This is a genomic window from Acinetobacter sp. NIPH1876, assembly GCF_022808535.1.
Taxonomy (GTDB): Bacteria; Pseudomonadota; Gammaproteobacteria; order Pseudomonadales; family Moraxellaceae; genus Acinetobacter; species Acinetobacter higginsii.
The window spans coordinates 81,347-99,451 of record NZ_JALGBR010000004.1; the positions used below are offsets into that span (position 1 = coordinate 81,347).

Genomic DNA, 18,105 nt, shown 5'->3' on the forward strand with positions numbered 1-18,105 from the left:
ATTAAAACAAAACTTTAGGCAATATGCTTCTGCACTACAATCGAACCGACAGAATAACCAGCACCGAATGAAGAAATCACAGCATACTCACCATCATTGACCTGCTCACCAGTACGATGCATCGCAATAATCACACCTGCAGATGAGGTATTGGCAAACTCATCCAGAATGATCGGTGCACGCTCTAAATCAGCCTCTTTACCGACCACCAATTTCAAAATCAGTTCATTCATATTGGCATTGGCTTGGTGTAACCAGAAACGCTTGATTTGTTCAGCGCTTAACTCAAGTTTTTCCAATTGTGCGGTAATGATTTTCGCAACTAGTGGACAAACTTCTTTAAAGACTTTACGACCATCTTGACGGAATAACTTGTCGTCAACAACTGCATCTTCACTACGGTTTAAGAAACCAAAATTGTTACGGATATTATTTGAGAACTGGGTAAACAAATGGATATCTAAGATTTCATAACCCGATTTGGTTTCAGTTTCTTCAATAATTGATGCTGTCGCAACATCACCAAAGATAAAGTGTGCATCACGAGTACGGTAGTCTAAATGACCCGATGTAATTTCAACATTGAGCAAGAGTACACGGCGTGCACCACATTTCACTGCATCGTAGGCTTGTTTCAAACCAAACGTTGCAGCAGAACATGCCACGTTCATGTCATAAGCATAACCTTGAATACCCAAAGCTGACTGGATTTCAATTGCAACCGCTGGATAGGCACGTTGCATATTTGAACATGCCAAAATTACAACGTCGATATCTTCTGCGGTAACACCTGCATTTTCCATCGCCTGCTTAGCAGCAATAACACCCCACTCTGCTTGAAGTGAAAGTTCATCATTACTACGCTCTTGCAAGCGCGGACGTAAACGTGTCGGATCAAGAATACCTGATTTTTCGACCACATAACGGCGTTGAATACCCGATGCTTTCTCAATAAATTCAGGGCTTGAGCCACGAAGTGCTTCAATTTCGCCAGCTTCAATTTGCGCTGCGTTATCTTGGTTATACTGTTCTACATAAGCATTTAAACTTTCAACCAATTCTTCATTGGAAATAGATTCGGTTGGGTGGAATAAACCTGTACCTGTTATACGGATGCCCATGTAAAACTCCTGTAAAGAATGCTTCTAACTTTCATATTTCTCAGTTTAACCGATTGCTAATCGATCCCATAGTTTTTGTAATCTAGTTGGTGAAATAGGCAGCTTTGTTTTCATCGGCTGAGAAAACAAAGAAATTCTAAATTCTTCCAACATCAAATACAGTTCTTTGATTTTAGGATCATTTTTAAATTTAAATACTTTGTCCATCCATGGATCGACATCATCAATTGCAGCAAGGTCTCGTTGTAGATTATTGGGCAAACGATCTAAACGCAATAGCAGCGCTTTTAAATAACGCGGGTATTCCTGCCAAATTTCAGCAGGACGGCTATAAACAAAGTTTGCTAATGACATTAAATCAAGTTGATCTTCAATGTCATCTACACTTCGACCAAAGATGCTTTGATCCAACACCAATAACTCACGGCGGATCTGCTGCCATTGAGTAAATATTTCAGTTAAATCACTTAATGTCTGTTGACCATTTGCTAAAAATTGCTTTTTAGTTTCAGTGAGTAACTGCTGAAACTCAGCCGAATTTTTTGGTAGATCTTGAATTGAAACTTGCAAGGTTGCATAAACCAGCATTTGTTCCAGCTTGGCACGATCACCCAGGGGTGAATAAGCGAGAGCCAACGGCTTGGAAATCTGTTTTTTCAATTGACGGATTAAATCCCCCAACTGCATATGTACAAGACGAATCACCCCTTCTCGATGTTGCTTAATCGCTTCATCCTGATCATTAAAGGTTTGAATCACCACGCCAGATTCATCTTTGGCGTCAAGATCAGCAAATAGCTTGCTTGGCACCAAGGCCTGATATTGCTTGATCACAACACCTGTTACTTTTTGCGATGCTTCGAATACAAAATTTTCAGGGAAGGTCTGGAACTCGCCTTGTTGCTGTTTCACTGGACGATGGGTTTCAACACGACAACGTGCTTTTAACTCATCTAGATCACGCCCTTGTGCAATCAACTTGCCTTTTTCATCTACCACCTTGATAAACGGAATCAGATACTGATCAATGCGCTCAAAAGAAAAATCTTTTTCCGTAATCTGCTCACCGCGTAAAGCAAACGCCAAGTAGCTAAATAAATGTTCACGCAGATGAACCGCATCAATCCCCTGCATGAGCTTTTTAGCTGTATCTGGAATCGGCACCAAATTGCGACGCTTGTCTTTTGGTAGTGCTTTTAATAAAGCTTCGATTAAATCCTGACGCCACCCTGGAATGCCCCATGACCACTGCTTTTCATCCACTTGCGGTAAAGCCTGCACTGGAATTTTAACTGTCGCACCATCTTCATCATGGCTAGGGTCAAAACGATAGCTGGCAGCAAGTCGCAGTTGTCCATTATGCAAATAATCTGGGAATTGTTGCGTCGTTGGACGATCATTCATCCATAACGCATCATCATCTACAAATAAATAACGCGGATGCTCTGACTCAATGGTTGCACGCCAATCTTCAAAACTGCTGCGACTGGCAATTTCTTCTGGCACTTTCTCTGCATAGAACTGGTAAATAGTCTCTTCATCCACCACCAAATCACGACGACGTAATTTATCTTCAACCCGTTCAACTTCTTGAAGTTTGAGTAAGTTATGTTTTAAAAATGGCGGCGTAATACCTAAATTACCTGTCGTTAAGGCATCACGTAAAAAGATTTCATGTGCCGCAGGTTGGTCCACTTTTTCAAAATTGATTAATCTTTTCGGTTCAATAATCAAACCAAACAGAGAAATCTGCGCATAAGCATTAACAATACCCGCTTTTTTCGACCAATGTGGTTCAAAATAGTGATATTTCAATAAATCACGCGCAGCCAATAGAATCCATTCAGGATCAATTTTTGCCAAAGTCCGTAAATACACCTGAGAGGTTTCCACCATCTCAAATGCCATAACCCAAGCGGTATTGGTCTTGTGTAAGGTACTGGCAGGAAAAACTTTAGCCTTCTGCTGGCGCACCGCCATAAAAGTATTACGTTCATCTGTTTTATTCGCGATAAATGAAAGCAAACCAGTTAACAGCGCACGGTGTAAGTTTTCATAATTGGCTGATTTTTCATTAAAACTGAGCTTTAAACCTTCTGCCAATTCAACCAATTGCTGATGGGTTTGTTTCCATTCACGAAGACGTAACCAACTTAAAAAGTGCTGACGTGCAAATTGACGGCGCTTATTTTCAGTTTGTGTTTCAGGACTGGTTTGCAGCGTACTCCAAAGTTTTAAATAGAATAAAAAGTCTGAGTCAGCTTCTTTAAACAAGGCATGTTTTTGATCTGCCTGCATTTGCTTGTCCGCAGGACGCTCACGCGGATCTTGAATAGCCAAGGCACTGACAATAATCAACGTTTCTTTGAGCACACCAAAATGAGCCCCGCCAACCAACATACGTGCTAAACGTGGGTCAATTGGCATACGCGCCATCATTTGACCGACTTTGGTTAAATCATTCTTACGTTCGTTTAATGCACCTAACTCAACCAAGAGCTTACGTCCGTCATTCACCAAACGGAAATCAGGTGGCTCAATAAAATCAAAATCTTCTAGATTGCCCAAACCTAAGCTTTGCATTTGCAAAATAACAGAGGCTAAGTTGGTCCGTTTAATTTCAGGTTCAGTAAACTCAGGACGACTTAAAAAGTCTTCTTCACTGTATAGACGAATACATACACCCGCAGCAATACGACCACAGCGGCCTTTACGCTGGTTGGCTGCAGCTTGTGAAATCGCTTCAATCGGTAAGCGCTGTACCCGAGAACGGTAGTTATAACGCGAGATACGAGCAAAACCACTGTCAATCACATAGCGAATATTCGGAACCGTCAATGCAGTTTCAGCCACGTTGGTCGCAATAATAATGCGTCGACCTTTGCCACTTGGACTAAAAATCTTTTGCTGTTCAGCCAGTGCTAAACGTGCATATAAAGGCAACACCTCAGTATGACGAGGACCATATTTTTGCAGCGTTTCCTGTAATTCACGGATTTCCTGCTCTGTACTGGCAAAAATTAAAATATCCGCATATTCAGGATGACCTTTTGCTTCAGCATCGGCAAAACACTCTTCTACCGCTTGTACTACAGCGCGCGGTAAATTTTCTTCAAAATCGTCAAACTCGTCGTCATCGCTACCGACAATACTCAGCTCAGAGATTGGACGATAACGTAGCTCGACAGGAAAGCTGCGACCTTCTACTTCAAAAATTGGTGCATTATAAAAATACTGGCTAAAACGATTTACATCTAGCGTAGCCGAGGTCACGATAACTTTTAGATCAGGGCGTTTTGGCAAAAGCTGCTTGAGATAGCCCATAATGAAGTCAATATTGAGTGAACGTTCATGCGCTTCATCAATAATGATCGTATCGTATTTTGATAAAAAACGGTCATTGGTCAATTCAGCCAACAAAATACCATCTGTCATCAAACGGACGATTGAATCTTGTGAACCTTGCTCATTAAAACGAATCTTAAAGCCAATTGATTCGCCAAGCTTCTCGCCCACTTCTTCTGCAATACGTTGTGAGACACTTCGAGCCGCCAATCGACGTGGCTGAGTATGACCAATCATCCCAGTGAGTCCACGCCCTGCCAGCATCGCGATTTGGGGAAGCTGTGTAGTTTTACCAGAACCCGTTTCACCAGCAACAATAATGACTTGATGCTTTTGAATCGCCTCAATTAAACGGTCTGCGTATTGGGTAACAGGTAGGTCTTGATTCAGCTTGATCTTGGGAACACGTGCTAAGCGTTGTTTTACTTTATGATTCGATTGTTGAATCAGTTTTTCGATTTCCGCTGTTTCTGTTTTTTTATCTTTGCGCAGTCGATTTAAACGGTGACGGTCACGTGCCATAACCAATTGATCTACATTTAAATGACTCTGCACTGAACAGCTTTCCTGAAAAATTAAATAATCGGCTATTTTACGCCTTAAGCCCTTGCTATGCAAAGAAACCTTTTCAAACTGTTTGAGATAAAATCTAAAACCGCACTTATTCGTCCAATTATACTTTTTTATTCCCAGATCATTTTACATATTCATCTGATGTAGAATATTTAATCGTATATCTCCGTTTTTTATATAATTTTAGATTTTTTCAATTTTACCCTTGAATTTTGATGGCGTAGACTTCATGTTGTTATGCACATTAGTTCTGGATCTTTTGTCATGTTTGCTTCATCTCGATGCAGTCAAATAGGACAGATATTCTTGGGTGAAAGTCGTTTTTATTGATTTATTCAATTTTCCGATTTTAGTCATGTAAAAATACTATTTCCCCAATAACTAAAAATTATTTATTCTTGACCTCGTAAACAAGTAAGGCGTTAGCCTCTCAATAAAACCTCAATCATGGAGACAATGATGAGCTTAATTAATACTGAAGTTAAACCATTTAAAGCGACTGCGTACCACAACGGTCAATTTGTTGACGTATCTGAAGCAGATCTTAAAGGCAAATGGTCTGTTGTATTCTTCTACCCAGCTGACTTCACTTTCGTATGTCCAACTGAGTTAGGCGACCTTGCTGACAACTATGCTGAATTCCAAAAATTAGGCGTTGAAATCTATGGCGTATCTACTGACACTCACTTCACGCACAAAGCTTGGCACGACACTTCAGAAGTTATTGGTAAAATCCAATACCCATTGATCGGTGACCCAACTTGGACACTTTCTAAAAACTTCGACGTATTAATCGAAGCTGCTGGTCTTGCTGACCGTGGTACTTTCGTAATCGATCCAGAAGGCAAAATCCAAATCGTTGAAATCAACGCTGGTGGTATCGGCCGTGATGCATCTGAACTTCTTCGTAAAGTTAAAGCTGCTCAATATGTTCACGCTCACCCAGGTGAAGTTTGCCCAGCTAAATGGAAAGAAGGCGAAGCTACGCTTGCTCCATCTATCGACTTAGTTGGTAAAATCTAATTATTTAGATTAGACCAATTGGTTTGAAACCACCCTTTTTAGGGTGGTTTTTTTATTGATTATTTTTATCAATCCAAGCCCTATTTCACACCCAAAATTTATAGCTATTTTTTTACAATTCTTATACTTATAAATTTATAGCAAGCTTCATTTATGAATTGTCAGACGGTTACAGTTGGAGTACTGTCAAAGAATAGAACACCAGAGTTATTAACCATGTACTAAAAGATCAAATCAAAATGGGGACAAATATATGGAAAAACCAGTTGTTGTAACCTCTTGGAAATATGATGTTTCTTCACGCTATTTAAAAATTTTCTATAGCAATGGCTCAGGTGAGCTTTATCATCCCGTTCCAGAGTTTATCTACAATAATTTACTTCGCACCAATGATAAAACTGCCTTTGTGCATAAATATCTAGAATTTGATCTACATTTTAAACGACTCTGTATTTCAGCCTAGTCATAAAAAATCAGCCCGTTGGGGCTGATCTGTTTTATATCTTTCGCTTATTTAAGCCGCGTCATTTTGCTCAATATACTTCTCGAGCATTTCTTCCTTCACATCAGCATGCATATTAATTCTACTGAGGTCACCTTTATAATGCGCTACAACCCGATCATCCATGATTTTTGACCACCAAGATGGAATAAATGCTGGCAGAATCATGGCACCATAACCTGCGGGTAACTGCGGCGCATCTTGAAAGTGACGTAAGGTTTGAAAGCTTCGAGTCGGATTGGCGTGATGATCCGAATGACGTTGTAATTGATACAAGAACAAATTGGTCACCACATTATTATTATTCCAGCTATGTTCTGGCAAAGTCCGTTCATATTGGCCATTTTCTTTCTTTGCACGCTTTAAACCATAATGTTCAATATAATTTACTGATTCAAACAAGGTAATCGCATAAGCTGCTTGCGTGACTTGGAACGGGACTGAACGCATACCAAACTTGCTAAACATGGCGGCATGATATACAGCAGACATCGCCCAGCCATGAATTAACTCATTTTCCTTACAGAGGAAAGGCAGTTTCTTACGTTCTAAACGGTTTTTCTCAATTTCGATCGCCGATTTAAAGCTGCCAATCACAGTACGCGGTAAAAACCTCCAAAAGCTTTCGCCAAATTGTGAAGATGCTGGATCTTCAGGTGTTGCAACGCGACGATGATGTCCATACGGGTGTTCAATTCGAAAATGGTTATAACCCGATGGCGCTAAAGCCAAATGCGAAAGATAATGCTCTAGACGCCCACTCTTATGGCTCAGTTCATGTGCAGTATTAATCGCAATTCCATTGACCATGCCCACCAAAGTTCCCAATAAGGCCTGATCTGCAACTGGGGTGTCTTTACGACTGGCTAAATAAGCCCCATAAATATTGGTTGCATATTGTAATGGAATAAAAAGTTTAACAATTCGAGCGTAATACGGATCGGCTTCTAAATCCGCGATTGCATCTAATGGTGGGTTTTCGGTGTCTTCACCAATTAATTTATCTAATGTTGGAATAACGCCATGAATAAATAATGGCCCAAATGAAGCAAAGAACTTTTTCGTTTTTTTAGGGCCAAACTGATAGCCCGCCAAACCACCCATCGCAATGGTCGGTACAGCCAAACCCAATAGCCATAAATGACGTTTCTTATCCTTAAATGTTGTTGTCGCTTGCTCGACATCCAGTTGAGTATGCATATTCATTAGAAACTCCTCAATCAAACACAAAATGTTTTGCTTGAGTTGATTGTGTCTCTTCACCGGCCCTCTATATTATCATTTTAAGACTTGCTATTATCATTTTAAGACTTTACTGAGTTTTTCTTGTGCAAAAGCAACAGATCCCTGTTATTCCATCACGTTATTATTTACGACTGATTGAAATTCTAATCGGTACGCATCAATACGATAATGATTTGTTGATGGCTGTGCAGCAAGAACTGGCAAAAACAGAATTATTATCGATTCAGCAAATTGAACAATTCATTGAGATTGGTTTAAGTCTGCCCAATACCCAAGACTTGGCCTTTGAACTGGGCAAAAATATCAAGCTCAGCTCACATAGTCTCGTCGGTTATGCACTCATGACCAGTCCTAATCTGGAACATGCACTTAGGCTGATTGCACAATATTTTAGACTGATTATGCCAAGTTTTAAGCTCAGCATTCAGTTTCCAACAGGCTCACAAAAAGTTGAACTATTATTTGAACCAATTTTGCAGATGAATAAGCAATGTTTGGCCTTTCATATTGAAGCGATTGCCGTAGCGTTCTACTACAGCCTATTAGAGTTGGCAGGTCAGCAATTACAACGTTATCAAGTCTATTTGAGTGTTCCAGAGCCAAGCTATCAAGAACGTTATTTAACCTTAGTAAAAGCCAATTTCCACTTTAACTATACTTGGCTTTCAGGTATCCGCGTGGTGATTGATCAGCAGCAATTAGCACTCCCCTTACCTTTGGCAGATGCACATAGTTTAAAAATAGTTGAACAACGCTGTCAGGAACAAATCCAGAAGATCTATCATCAAGGAGAAATTGTGGAATGGGTCAGCATGATGTTGCGACAAGCCAATCAAGTCCCAACCCTCATGGAATGTGCCAAAGTATTAAACATTTCGACCAAGACCTTGCAACGCTATTTACAGCAACAAGGCGTTGAATTTCAAGCTTTAAAGCAGCAAATCAGCACTGAGCGTGCGATTGAGTTATTAGAAAATTCTAGCTTTACCATTACCCATATTGCCTATGAGCTGGGTTATTCTAATCCTGCCAATTTCACCCGTGCATTTAATAAAGTGATTGGCTGTAGCCCTCAAGCATATCGACTACATCATCAAAGTAAAATCAATTCACTTCAACACTACCATACATAAACCTGCACCAATCGGCAGAATGGTACTCATGTAATCTTCATCATCTTTAATCAGTTCGAGGAATTCCTTCACCTCTGCTGCATGAGAAATCACATTATCAACAATTAAAGTACTTCCCGAAGACTGCAATAAACGCTTTAAGTCTTGCCAGTAGCTCACATAACTACCACGTTCAGCATCCAGTAGAATCAAATCATAAGGTTCAACCGCTTGGGCCAGATAATCAGCAGCATCTCCCACCCAAAAATCAATAAACGGCTCCAAGCCAAATTCTTCCGCATATTTTTTTGCTTGCGCACTGCGAAAGGCATTAATTTCTAGGGTTTGTACAGCCCCACCGACGCTTTTACCTGCTTCCGCCAGCCAAAGTGTTGAATAGCCTGTAGATGTCCCAATTTCTAGAATCCGTTTTGATCGTTGAGTACGAACCAACATCGCAAGTAGCTTAGCTGACTCAGCTTCAATATTTCGGTAGCGTCTTAAACGATCAGACTGTCGAGCATCATGTTGTTTAAACTCATCATATAAATCAGAGATACGTTTTAAAAATACAGTGCTGGTCATATCTGATCCCCCAACTACGCTTATGCAAAGTGTATTTAATTTAAGTCGTTTGTATTAGTTTAAAGCGTGGCAGAATTTGACCATCATCGAGCTGAACGGTTTCGCTAAACATTGCCAATGGACGTACCCACATTGAGTAATCACCATATAAGCATTGATAGACCACCAATTCCTCTTCGGTTTCACTATGACGAGCCACATTAAACACTTGATACAGCTGACCTTTATAGTGTTGATAAATGCCACGTTGTAAGGTCATATTACTTACCCTTTATTTATGCCACGAAATGATTGCAGTTATATAACAACTTTGATTGTACTCAAATTTTTTGTGAAAGAAATCTTCAAAAAATAGTAAATTTATTAAAAATTCAAAAAACCGATCAAACTCATAAAAACATACTGTTTTACCTATTCAGTACTTTTGCGTACTATAGCCTCATTGAATGAATTTAGCTGATTTAAAAGTCTTAGCGTTTGGAGAAATACATGTTAGATCAAAATATTAAAACTCAATTAAAAGCTTACTTAGAACGTTTAGAAAGTCCAATCGAGTTGGTTGCTGCTTTAAATGACTCCGACAAAGCAGAAAAAATTAAAGAACTCGTGACTGAAATTGCGGAACTTTCTGACCAAGTTACGGCGCGTTTTGACGGTTCAAACGCTCGCCGTCCTAGTTTCGGTGTAGCCAAAGCAGGTGAACAACCACGTGTGTTCTTTGCTGGCTTACCGATGGGACATGAGTTTACTTCTTTGATCTTGGCATTATTACAAGTATCAGGTTATGCGCCTAAAGTGTCTGATGAAGTACTCACTCAGATCAAAGGCTTAAACTTGACTGCCAACTTTGATGTGTTTGTATCGCTGAGCTGCCATAACTGTCCGGATGTGGTTCAAGCACTCAACTTGATTGCGATTAACAATCCAAATACCACGGCAACCATGATTGATGGTGCTTTCTTCCAAGACGAAGTTGAAGAACGCAAAATCTTGGCTGTGCCAATGGTGTTCCAAGACAATCAGCATATTGGTCAAGGTCGTATGACTTTGGAAGAAATTGTAGCGAAGTTGGATAGCAACTCGGCTGAGAAAGATGCAGCCGCAATCAATGCCAAAGATGCATTTGATGTGTTGGTGATTGGTGGTGGGCCTGCGGGTGGTACAGCAGCGATTTACGCGGCACGTAAAGGCATCAAAACGGGTATTGTGGCTGAACGTTTCGGTGGTCAAGTGATGGATACCATGGACATTGAGAACTTCACCACTGTTCAAAAAACTGTCGGTCCTCAGTTCGCTCAAGACATGGAAGCACATGTTCGTGAATACGGTGTCGATATCATGAACTTGCAACGTGTCAGCAAAATCACTGGTGCAGATCAAACGGCCAATGGTCTGGTTGAAGTGGAACTGGAAAATGGTGCCAAGCTTGAATCGAAAACCATCATCCTGTCTACAGGTGCACGTTGGAGAGAAATGAATGTACCGGGTGAAGCTGAATACCGTACTCGTGGTGTAGCATACTGCCCACACTGTGATGGTCCATTATTCAAAGGCAAACGTGTTGCGGTGATTGGTGGAGGTAACTCTGGTGTTGAAGCAGCGATTGACCTTGCAGGGATTGTTGAGCATGTGACTTTGGTTGAGTTTGATACCAAACTTCGTGCAGACCAAGTGTTGCAGGACAAATTAAATAGCTTACCAAATACCACTGTGATCATGAATGCCTTAAGTACTGAAGTGGTTGGTGATGGTGCTCAGGTAACGGCATTGAAATACAAAGACCGTGCTACTAATGTTGAACACACAGTTGAACTTGCAGGGATCTTTGTACAAATTGGTTTATTACCAAACACAGATTTCTTAAAGAGCAGTGCGGTTGAGTTGAGTAATCGTGGTGAGATTGTGATTAATGATCGCAACGAAACCAATGTCAAAGGTGTCTTTGCCGCAGGTGACTGTACGACAGTACCGTACAAGCAAATCATCATTGCCACAGGTGAAGGCGCCAAAGCATCGCTGTCTGCTTTTGATTATATGATCCGTTCTGGAGTATAAGTCTACTCAGAACATGTGCACGCACTTACATTTTCCGATGTAAGTGCGTGTTTTTACAAGTTATCAACAAATTTTCAACTTTATTATTCATCAAGTTTATGTTTATATTTTCGGTATCCATATCCGATTGGATGCCACAAAGAAAAGGAAATAGACAATGAATAAATTACTTGTTGCATTAGGTCTTGCTGCTACTGTTGCGCTTGTAGGCTGTAATAAAGATAAAGCACCTGAAACTGGTGCAACCACGGGTGAGCATTTAGAACATGCTGCTGATCAAGCTGGTGCAGACGTTCAAAATGCGGCTGATGCAGCTGCGAGCAATGTTGCAACGGCTGTAGATACTGCTGGTGATCAAATTGATGCTGCTGCTGATCACACTGCAACTGCAACGGCTGAAGCTGCTGCTAAAACTGAGGCTGCGGCACGTGATGCAACGGCTAAAGTTGCTGGTGCAGTAGAATCAACTGCTGCTGATGTGAAAGAAAAAGCTCAACAATAATTGAGTTGAAATAAAAAAGCCTCTGTAAACAGAGGCTTTTTTATTGGTTTGAATTAGCTTAATAAACCTTCATCCCGCATCGCAATTTGTACAGACTGACGTTCAGCCACTTTATTACGCAATGCAATAATATTGATATATGGCGTTAAGTCATGTTCAATATGGTTTGACCAGTTGGTAAGAACAAATAGATAGGCATCCGCAGGACCAAAATTATCATCGACCAAATAATCACAATCCGATTCAGCTAAATAATTGTCGATATATTTAAGCAAACGATCAACTTCTGCATAGGCTTTGGTTTTCTCATCGTCAGTGAGCTTCCCGCCAAAGAATACTGAATAAGCATCATGCAATTCTGAATTCAAGTAGCCTAACCACTCTAGGACTTTAGCACGCCCCATTCCTGATGGTGGAATCAAATCCTGTTTAGGATCATGCTGTGCCAAAAACGGTAAAATTGCCACATTCTCAGTTAAAATCAAACCTGGATTAATTTCCAAAGCAGGGACATAGCCTTTTGGATTAATCTCGTAATAATCTGCACCTTTTGAAGTTTTATGTGTTTTTAGATCAACTCGTTCTAAATCAAAATCGACATTTATTTCATTTAAAATAATATGGGCTGCCAATGAGCATGCACCAGGTGAATAATACAACTTCATAATTGATCCTTGTTATCTAACAACTTATGCCCTAGAACGTTCCTACGAAACTCGAGAACAGAAATAACCAAAATTTATAATAGCTTTCATGCTAAGAACATCTACACCACTACTATTAATGAATTTTTTTCTGCCTTGCAAGTTATATTCCGTGACGATTGATTAATTTATGAAAAAACAAACCAAACAATGTCACGGAAATCAGATTACGCTCGACCAAAAAGTTTGCCTAACCATTCAAATAATGAGTTTAAAAATTCAACGATGATATTCTTCGGATTATTTGGCTCAAGTTGAGAATCCGAGCTTTTCATATCCAAATCTACAATCACAGGATCATGATCTGACGAGCGATAAGCATCTGCCGAGAAGAACAAAGCCTTTTGCTCATCAGTTTTATATTCTTCGTTATAGTCCAATACCGTTGGTTCATCGGCATTGATATGCCATGCAAAGGTTTTAATCACACGTTTATACAGATTGGCATCGGCAATGGCATGATCAAGGTTACCTGCACCGCCATAACCATCGGCATCGCTCGCCACACCAAAGACATAGCTATATGCCTTACTCCCCTCACCGACTTTGCTGTCATTCAGCAAAACTTTGTAATTGGCTTTCTCAAAACTTAAGATTGGGTCTTCTTTGGCATAACTATTCATATCGCCTAACAGTAAGATATTCGGATTCTTCACTTGGGTTGGATTCTTGGCAATCCATTGGGTGAGTTGCTCAACCGCTTTCACTCGGGTTGGGTTCCAACAGCCCTGCCCATCACGTTGATCTGCATCCAGAGAGTTTTCATCGACACCGCGACAGCTCTTCGATTTAAGATGATTTGGGATCACTGTAAAGATTTGTCCACCTTGTACAGGCTTAAAGGATTGTGCAATGGTTGAACGGCTTTTATCCCCTAAATCCAATACCGCAGGCTTATTCACTGGCTGAACACGTTTGCTGTTATAAATAATCGCAACCGCAATCACATCAGTACCCAACTGATTAAGTCCTTCTGGAATCACATATTTCCAGTCTGGCCCTAAAGCTTTAGTCAAGTTAGCAACTGCACTATCACTGCCATAACCATTATTGGCAATCTCCATCAAACCATACACGTCTGCATCGATTGATTTTAATGCATTGACGATTTTGGTATGTTGCTTATCAAATTCAGCCTGACTGTTGGCGCCACGCTCGGTTGGGAAACCATTCTTGCCATTGTCATAGTTCAGCACGTTAAATGCCGCAGCACGAATATGTTTGCTTTGTTTAGCCGCAATCGTTGTACGTGGATTGGTCGTGTTCACCACTTCTGGCAAGTTTGCACCTGCAATCGGCTGTACACGCCATGCATTAAAACGATATTCTAGAATCCCTTGTGCATTCTTTAACTGATAGCCCGAACGTAGCGTATTCAACGCACTAAAGTTTTGTGGCAACCACGGTGCACGGTTTTGATTGTTATAACCATCATCAAAGATAATCTTTGAAAGCAGATTTTGTTGCGCTAAAGCCTTGGCTTCATTTGAAAGTGCAGGATAAAGATTGGTCGGAATAAATAAGCGACCAAGGCTTAGAGAAAGTTCGCCATAACGACCAAAATTATAGTTTTCACTTACCGTCAACGTTTGCGGTAATTTCACCAACATCCCTTGATAACGCTTAGGTGAATTACCAGCAGTATCGGTCAAGCTGCTAAATGGCAAGTTTAAGTCCAGTGGTTGAATCAGCGATGCCATATTCTGGTTACAGGTTTTAATATCCTGCTGTAACTGATCCAGTTGAAGTTGGTTTTGATAACTGGTTAAACGACCACGTAGGATAACTTCATCACCAACCTGCCCACCTTTGACTACACTGCTTGCAGGAATATAGACAAAAATCGCATTACTGACATTTGGCGTAGCTTTGCTATCAGGGGTTTGTACATAGAAACCTGAGAAACCATTGCTATAACGATAATCCGCCGTGATTACACCACGAATAGTATAGTTTTGATTTTGAGTCGATTGCGCAAGGCTGGCAATTGGTGTATCGCTACTGCTACAGCTGACTGCATCTACAGGTGGAGTGGTGGTTGAACCTGTTAAATTCGAAAAATCATTTCGATCTGTCCATGCCTGCCAAGATTGGTCAAGGTCAAATGGACTGGTCGGGTCAACACTCACTACAGGATTAACTGTTTGAATGCGTTTAAAGCTATTCGCAGTACTGAATACCGTTGTGCCCCAACCTGCCGTTGGACGCTCACCAATACGACCAAAACGATCTACGGGTGTACCGCGATAAAGCAACACAATGGCATCGTCGCCATTAAAAGATAATCCCGCAACTTGATTAACCTTATCGCCCAATTGTGCCTGTAATTCAGAACGACCTATCAGAAATTTTTGTTTACTGGCCAAGCTACCTTGTAAAGGAAAAGCTGCGGTTTTGACTGTGCCACCATTATTAAACTGCTGAATTTCATAATCGGCTAAATTCACGGTTGTGGCATCGGGGTTATAGATTTCCAGTCCCTTTTTATTACTGCTGCCATCGACATACTGGCTAAACATCAGTTGTGCATGTGCAGCAGAAAAGAGTGAAGATGCACCTAACAGGCCTAAACAAATGGCGATCGAATGGTATTTAAAATTGTTCATGGTTTTTTACTTAGTGTTAAAATTGTAATTAGGCTATGCAATTTCTGTGACAGCTACATGAAGATTTTTTGACAAATTTTAAGCAATTTTAGAAATGATCGGCTAAATAAAATCACTTAAAGTTTGACTTGACCACCTGAACACTTAAAATACGGCATTTCTATATTTATATCTCCAGAATCATGTCAAACGATCAGTTAGAAACGCAAATTACGGAACTCGACAATTTGCCTGAGCACCGTGAAATTGTGACGTTTATGCGTCGTTCAGCTCCGCTCAATACTTCACAACGTACTGCTTTAGAAGATTATCGTGATTTAATTTTGGAATACCCTGTTGGTGATTTACGCCAGCATTTTGAACATCCTGAACGCCCTTTAACTGTTGAAATCGGTTTTGGTATGGGTCGCTCTTTGGTATTGATGGCAAAAGCCAATCCAGAACGTAACTTTGTCGGCATCGAAGTGCATGTGCCTGGTATCGCACAGTGTGTTTATGAAGCGGGTATGGCGGGCTTAAAGAACCTGTTTGTACTGGATGCCGATGCAATCCAAGTGTTACGTGAAATGCCAGACAACAGCATTAACTGTGTACAGCTTTATTTCCCAGATCCGTGGCAGAAGAAGCGTCACTTTAAACGCCGCTTTGTGATTCATGAGCGTATGCAACTGGTTGAACAGAAGTTAGAGCTTGGTGGTACCTTCCACTCAGCAACTGACTGGGAACCGTATGCAGAGTGGATGCTTGATATCCTAGATAACCGTCCAGATATGGAAAACTTGGCAGGTAAAGGCAATAGCTACCCTCGCCCAGAATGGCGTCCAGTGACTAAATTTGAGCGTCGTGGTCTTGAATCTGGTCATAAGATTAATGATTTTATCTTTAAGAAAATTAAATAAGCTGATTTAGTTTTTCGAGAAAGCCACTAATTTTTTAGTGGCTTTTTACTTCTTCTCATTTATTTATAGATTTTATATGACTCAATTAGTCTTTACATCTACTAGTGGCTGAGGATCGTAATCTAAAAACTGGGTGTAATCATGTATATCCTTACATAACTGTCTATTCTCAACATCATGATAAGCTAATGTAAGATCCCTTTTCTCAAATACTTTTAAGTCTTTTACTCCTAACAACTTATAAATTTGATCCGATATGAGAGCATAACGGAGTAACTCTTTTTTCGCACTCGCCCCTATCCCAAATATCACAACAAATGGTAAAACTAAAATACATGCATATAAAAAGACATAATCCATTATGTCTACATTAATAGTGCCGTTATCAGTCAAGAACAATGATATTATAAGCATGAATATCGACATTCCCGATGCAACAATAGCCAAATTCTTGGGGCTGTGGCTATTTGTTACCATTTCTACCGTTTCTCCAAAAGGCAAAGATATGCCTAATAACTTATTATTTTTATTCATAACTGCTAAGACATTAAAGTCACCTTCCACATTTTCATCATAAACGACATATACGTCTTCATCTTCTTTAAAGAAAACAGAAGTAAGCGCGGCATAAAAATTGATATGATCAATACAGAAATAAATATAATAACCTGGTTCGCCATTTGCTCCACCCAAGGTAGCAGCAGCACCCATCCCTCCAGACTCAGAAAAAATCGATACCAATGCTGTAGCTCCAGCTTGTGCTCTAACTTTTTTTGGTTTAGGGAGCTCACTTATCATTGCATCAACATACTGAAGATTTTTAATTTTACCGTAAACAACTTTCATCTAAATCCATCACATTATTGCATTAATAAAAATCAATTAGATAACAACATATTAAAAAATAAGTCTTTTATATGTGTAAGACCAAATATTAAAAATAAAAAGCCAAAGCATACACAACAAAAATAACTTTCTATCCAATTAACATATTACTTACATCAAAATTACTTCCAAATTTAAAAATAAAAAACATGGCTCAATTACAAAAAAATTTAGAGATCAGAAAATAAATAAAATATTAATTATTTCAAATTTTATTTCTTTATATCTACATCTACTAGTGGTTGAGGATCATAGTTTAAAAATTCAGTATAATTATGAACATCATCATAGATACGATTAGTTTCTTTATCTTCGTATGGCTTCAGATGATTCTTATTAATTTCTACATTTAAAGCATTAATATCACTAATACCTAATATTTTATAAATTCGTTCTGATTCCTCTGCATACCCTCTAAATTGTTTCTTAACGCTATAACCTATAGAAAAAACTATTATAAATGACCCTATCAATCCAGAAAGAAATAAAAACATTTTAAATTCAAAAAAGAATAAAACCAAAGTTGTAAAAATATTAATTCCTAAAAACAGATATAATGCATTACGATTATGAGTCTTGTCAGATATTTCTACTGTATGCCCAAAAGGTGCTACCATTCCTAATAGTTTAGTGTTTTTATTCATAACTGCTAAAACATTAAAGTTTTGTTTTATTTCTTCATCATAAACCACAAAGATATCTTCTCCTTCTTTGAAAAATAGACCTGTAAAGGCTGCATAAAACTCAACATCATCAATATAGAAATGAATATAGTAACCTGGAAACCCATTTACCCCAGCTAAAGTTGCTGCTGCCCCCATCCCTCCAGATTCTGCAAACATCGATACTAAAGCCATCGCTGTTGCATGAGATCTCAGCTTTGGTAACTCACCAACAATTGCATCAACAAATTGGAGTTTTTTAATTGTCCCATATTTTACTTTCATA

At 39.6% G+C, this 18,105-nt stretch carries 15 protein-coding genes; 6 read left to right on the plus strand and 9 right to left on the minus strand.

The features are described from left to right. Positions 1-14: 14 nt before the first annotated feature. Together MN869_RS05640 and hrpA are read right to left on the minus strand one after the other, a co-directional pair. Positions 15-1,121, minus strand: coding sequence for a beta-ketoacyl-ACP synthase III (locus MN869_RS05640; protein ID WP_004806370.1), 1,107 nt, complete (start codon positions 1,119-1,121; stop codon positions 15-17). Positions 1,122-1,166: 45 nt separating this feature from the next. Further along, on the minus strand, positions 1,167-5,021 hold the full coding sequence (hrpA, locus tag MN869_RS05645) for an ATP-dependent RNA helicase HrpA (protein WP_033132993.1): 3,855 nt from the start codon (positions 5,019-5,021) through the stop codon (positions 1,167-1,169). A 477-nt stretch (positions 5,022-5,498) separates the two neighbouring features. On the opposite strand from hrpA, the gene ahpC reads away from it, so the two are divergent. After that, positions 5,499-6,062: an alkyl hydroperoxide reductase subunit C gene (ahpC, locus tag MN869_RS05650; RefSeq protein ID WP_004654049.1), complete on the plus strand. Its 564-nt coding sequence runs from the start codon at positions 5,499-5,501 to the stop codon at positions 6,060-6,062. A gap of 253 nt (positions 6,063-6,315) precedes the next feature. Next, entirely contained in the window at positions 6,316-6,525 is a 210-nt protein-coding gene (locus tag MN869_RS05655; RefSeq protein ID WP_005204416.1) for a KTSC domain-containing protein, read from the plus strand. 51 nt (positions 6,526-6,576) lie between these two features. Here the strand turns inward: MN869_RS05655 and MN869_RS05660 are convergent, their stop codons facing one another. Beyond that, entirely contained in the window at positions 6,577-7,770 is a 1,194-nt protein-coding gene (locus MN869_RS05660) for an alkane 1-monooxygenase (RefSeq protein WP_033132994.1), read from the minus strand. A gap of 122 nt (positions 7,771-7,892) precedes the next feature. Between MN869_RS05660 and MN869_RS05665 the strand changes: the two genes are divergently transcribed. Further along, positions 7,893-8,942, plus strand: a complete 1,050-nt coding sequence (locus tag MN869_RS05665) for an AraC family transcriptional regulator (protein WP_033132995.1) — start codon at positions 7,893-7,895, stop codon at positions 8,940-8,942. Here MN869_RS05665 and MN869_RS05670 read toward each other — a convergent pair. Both MN869_RS05670 and MN869_RS05675 read right to left on the minus strand, forming a co-directional pair. Next, positions 8,919-9,506 carry a class I SAM-dependent methyltransferase gene (locus tag MN869_RS05670; protein ID WP_005204419.1) on the minus strand — a complete coding sequence of 196 codons (588 nt, stop codon included), beginning with the start codon at positions 9,504-9,506 and terminating at the stop codon, positions 8,919-8,921. The genes MN869_RS05665 and MN869_RS05670 overlap by 24 nt on opposite strands. 40 nt (positions 9,507-9,546) lie before the next feature. Continuing rightward, complete coding sequence (locus MN869_RS05675; RefSeq protein ID WP_005204420.1) at positions 9,547-9,765, minus strand: DUF1653 domain-containing protein; 219 nt, start codon at positions 9,763-9,765, stop codon at positions 9,547-9,549. 230 nt (positions 9,766-9,995) lie between these two features. Between MN869_RS05675 and ahpF the strand changes: the two genes are divergently transcribed. Further along, the gene (ahpF, locus tag MN869_RS05680) at positions 9,996-11,561 is read left to right on the plus strand and encodes an alkyl hydroperoxide reductase subunit F (protein ID WP_241345081.1); all 1,566 of its coding nucleotides are present in this window, start codon (positions 9,996-9,998) and stop codon (positions 11,559-11,561) included. A gap of 157 nt (positions 11,562-11,718) precedes the next feature. Then, positions 11,719-12,063, plus strand: a complete 345-nt coding sequence (locus MN869_RS05685; RefSeq protein WP_004806359.1) for a hypothetical protein — start codon at positions 11,719-11,721, stop codon at positions 12,061-12,063. A gap of 53 nt (positions 12,064-12,116) precedes the next feature. Here the strand turns inward: MN869_RS05685 and MN869_RS05690 are convergent, their stop codons facing one another. Together MN869_RS05690 and MN869_RS05695 are read right to left on the minus strand one after the other, a co-directional pair. Beyond that, positions 12,117-12,728, minus strand: a complete 612-nt coding sequence (locus MN869_RS05690) for a glutathione binding-like protein (RefSeq protein WP_005294962.1) — start codon at positions 12,726-12,728, stop codon at positions 12,117-12,119. Between the two features lie 206 nt (positions 12,729-12,934). Next, the gene (locus tag MN869_RS05695) at positions 12,935-15,373 is read right to left on the minus strand and encodes an ExeM/NucH family extracellular endonuclease (protein ID WP_033134774.1); all 2,439 of its coding nucleotides are present in this window, start codon (positions 15,371-15,373) and stop codon (positions 12,935-12,937) included. 182 nt (positions 15,374-15,555) lie between these two features. On the opposite strand from MN869_RS05695, the gene trmB reads away from it, so the two are divergent. Beyond that, a complete protein-coding gene (gene trmB / locus MN869_RS05700) occupies positions 15,556-16,272 on the plus strand; it encodes a tRNA (guanosine(46)-N7)-methyltransferase TrmB (RefSeq protein ID WP_004654068.1) in 717 nt (238 codons plus the stop codon). 81 nt (positions 16,273-16,353) lie between these two features. Here the strand turns inward: trmB and MN869_RS05705 are convergent, their stop codons facing one another. Both MN869_RS05705 and MN869_RS05710 read right to left on the minus strand, forming a co-directional pair. After that, the gene (locus tag MN869_RS05705; RefSeq protein WP_033134775.1) at positions 16,354-17,118 is read right to left on the minus strand and encodes a putative type VI secretion system effector; all 765 of its coding nucleotides are present in this window, start codon (positions 17,116-17,118) and stop codon (positions 16,354-16,356) included. Between the two features lie 251 nt (positions 17,119-17,369). Continuing rightward, positions 17,370-18,104, minus strand: a complete 735-nt coding sequence (locus MN869_RS05710; RefSeq protein WP_033134776.1) for a putative type VI secretion system effector — start codon at positions 18,102-18,104, stop codon at positions 17,370-17,372. Between the last annotated feature and the right edge of the window lies 1 nt (position 18,105).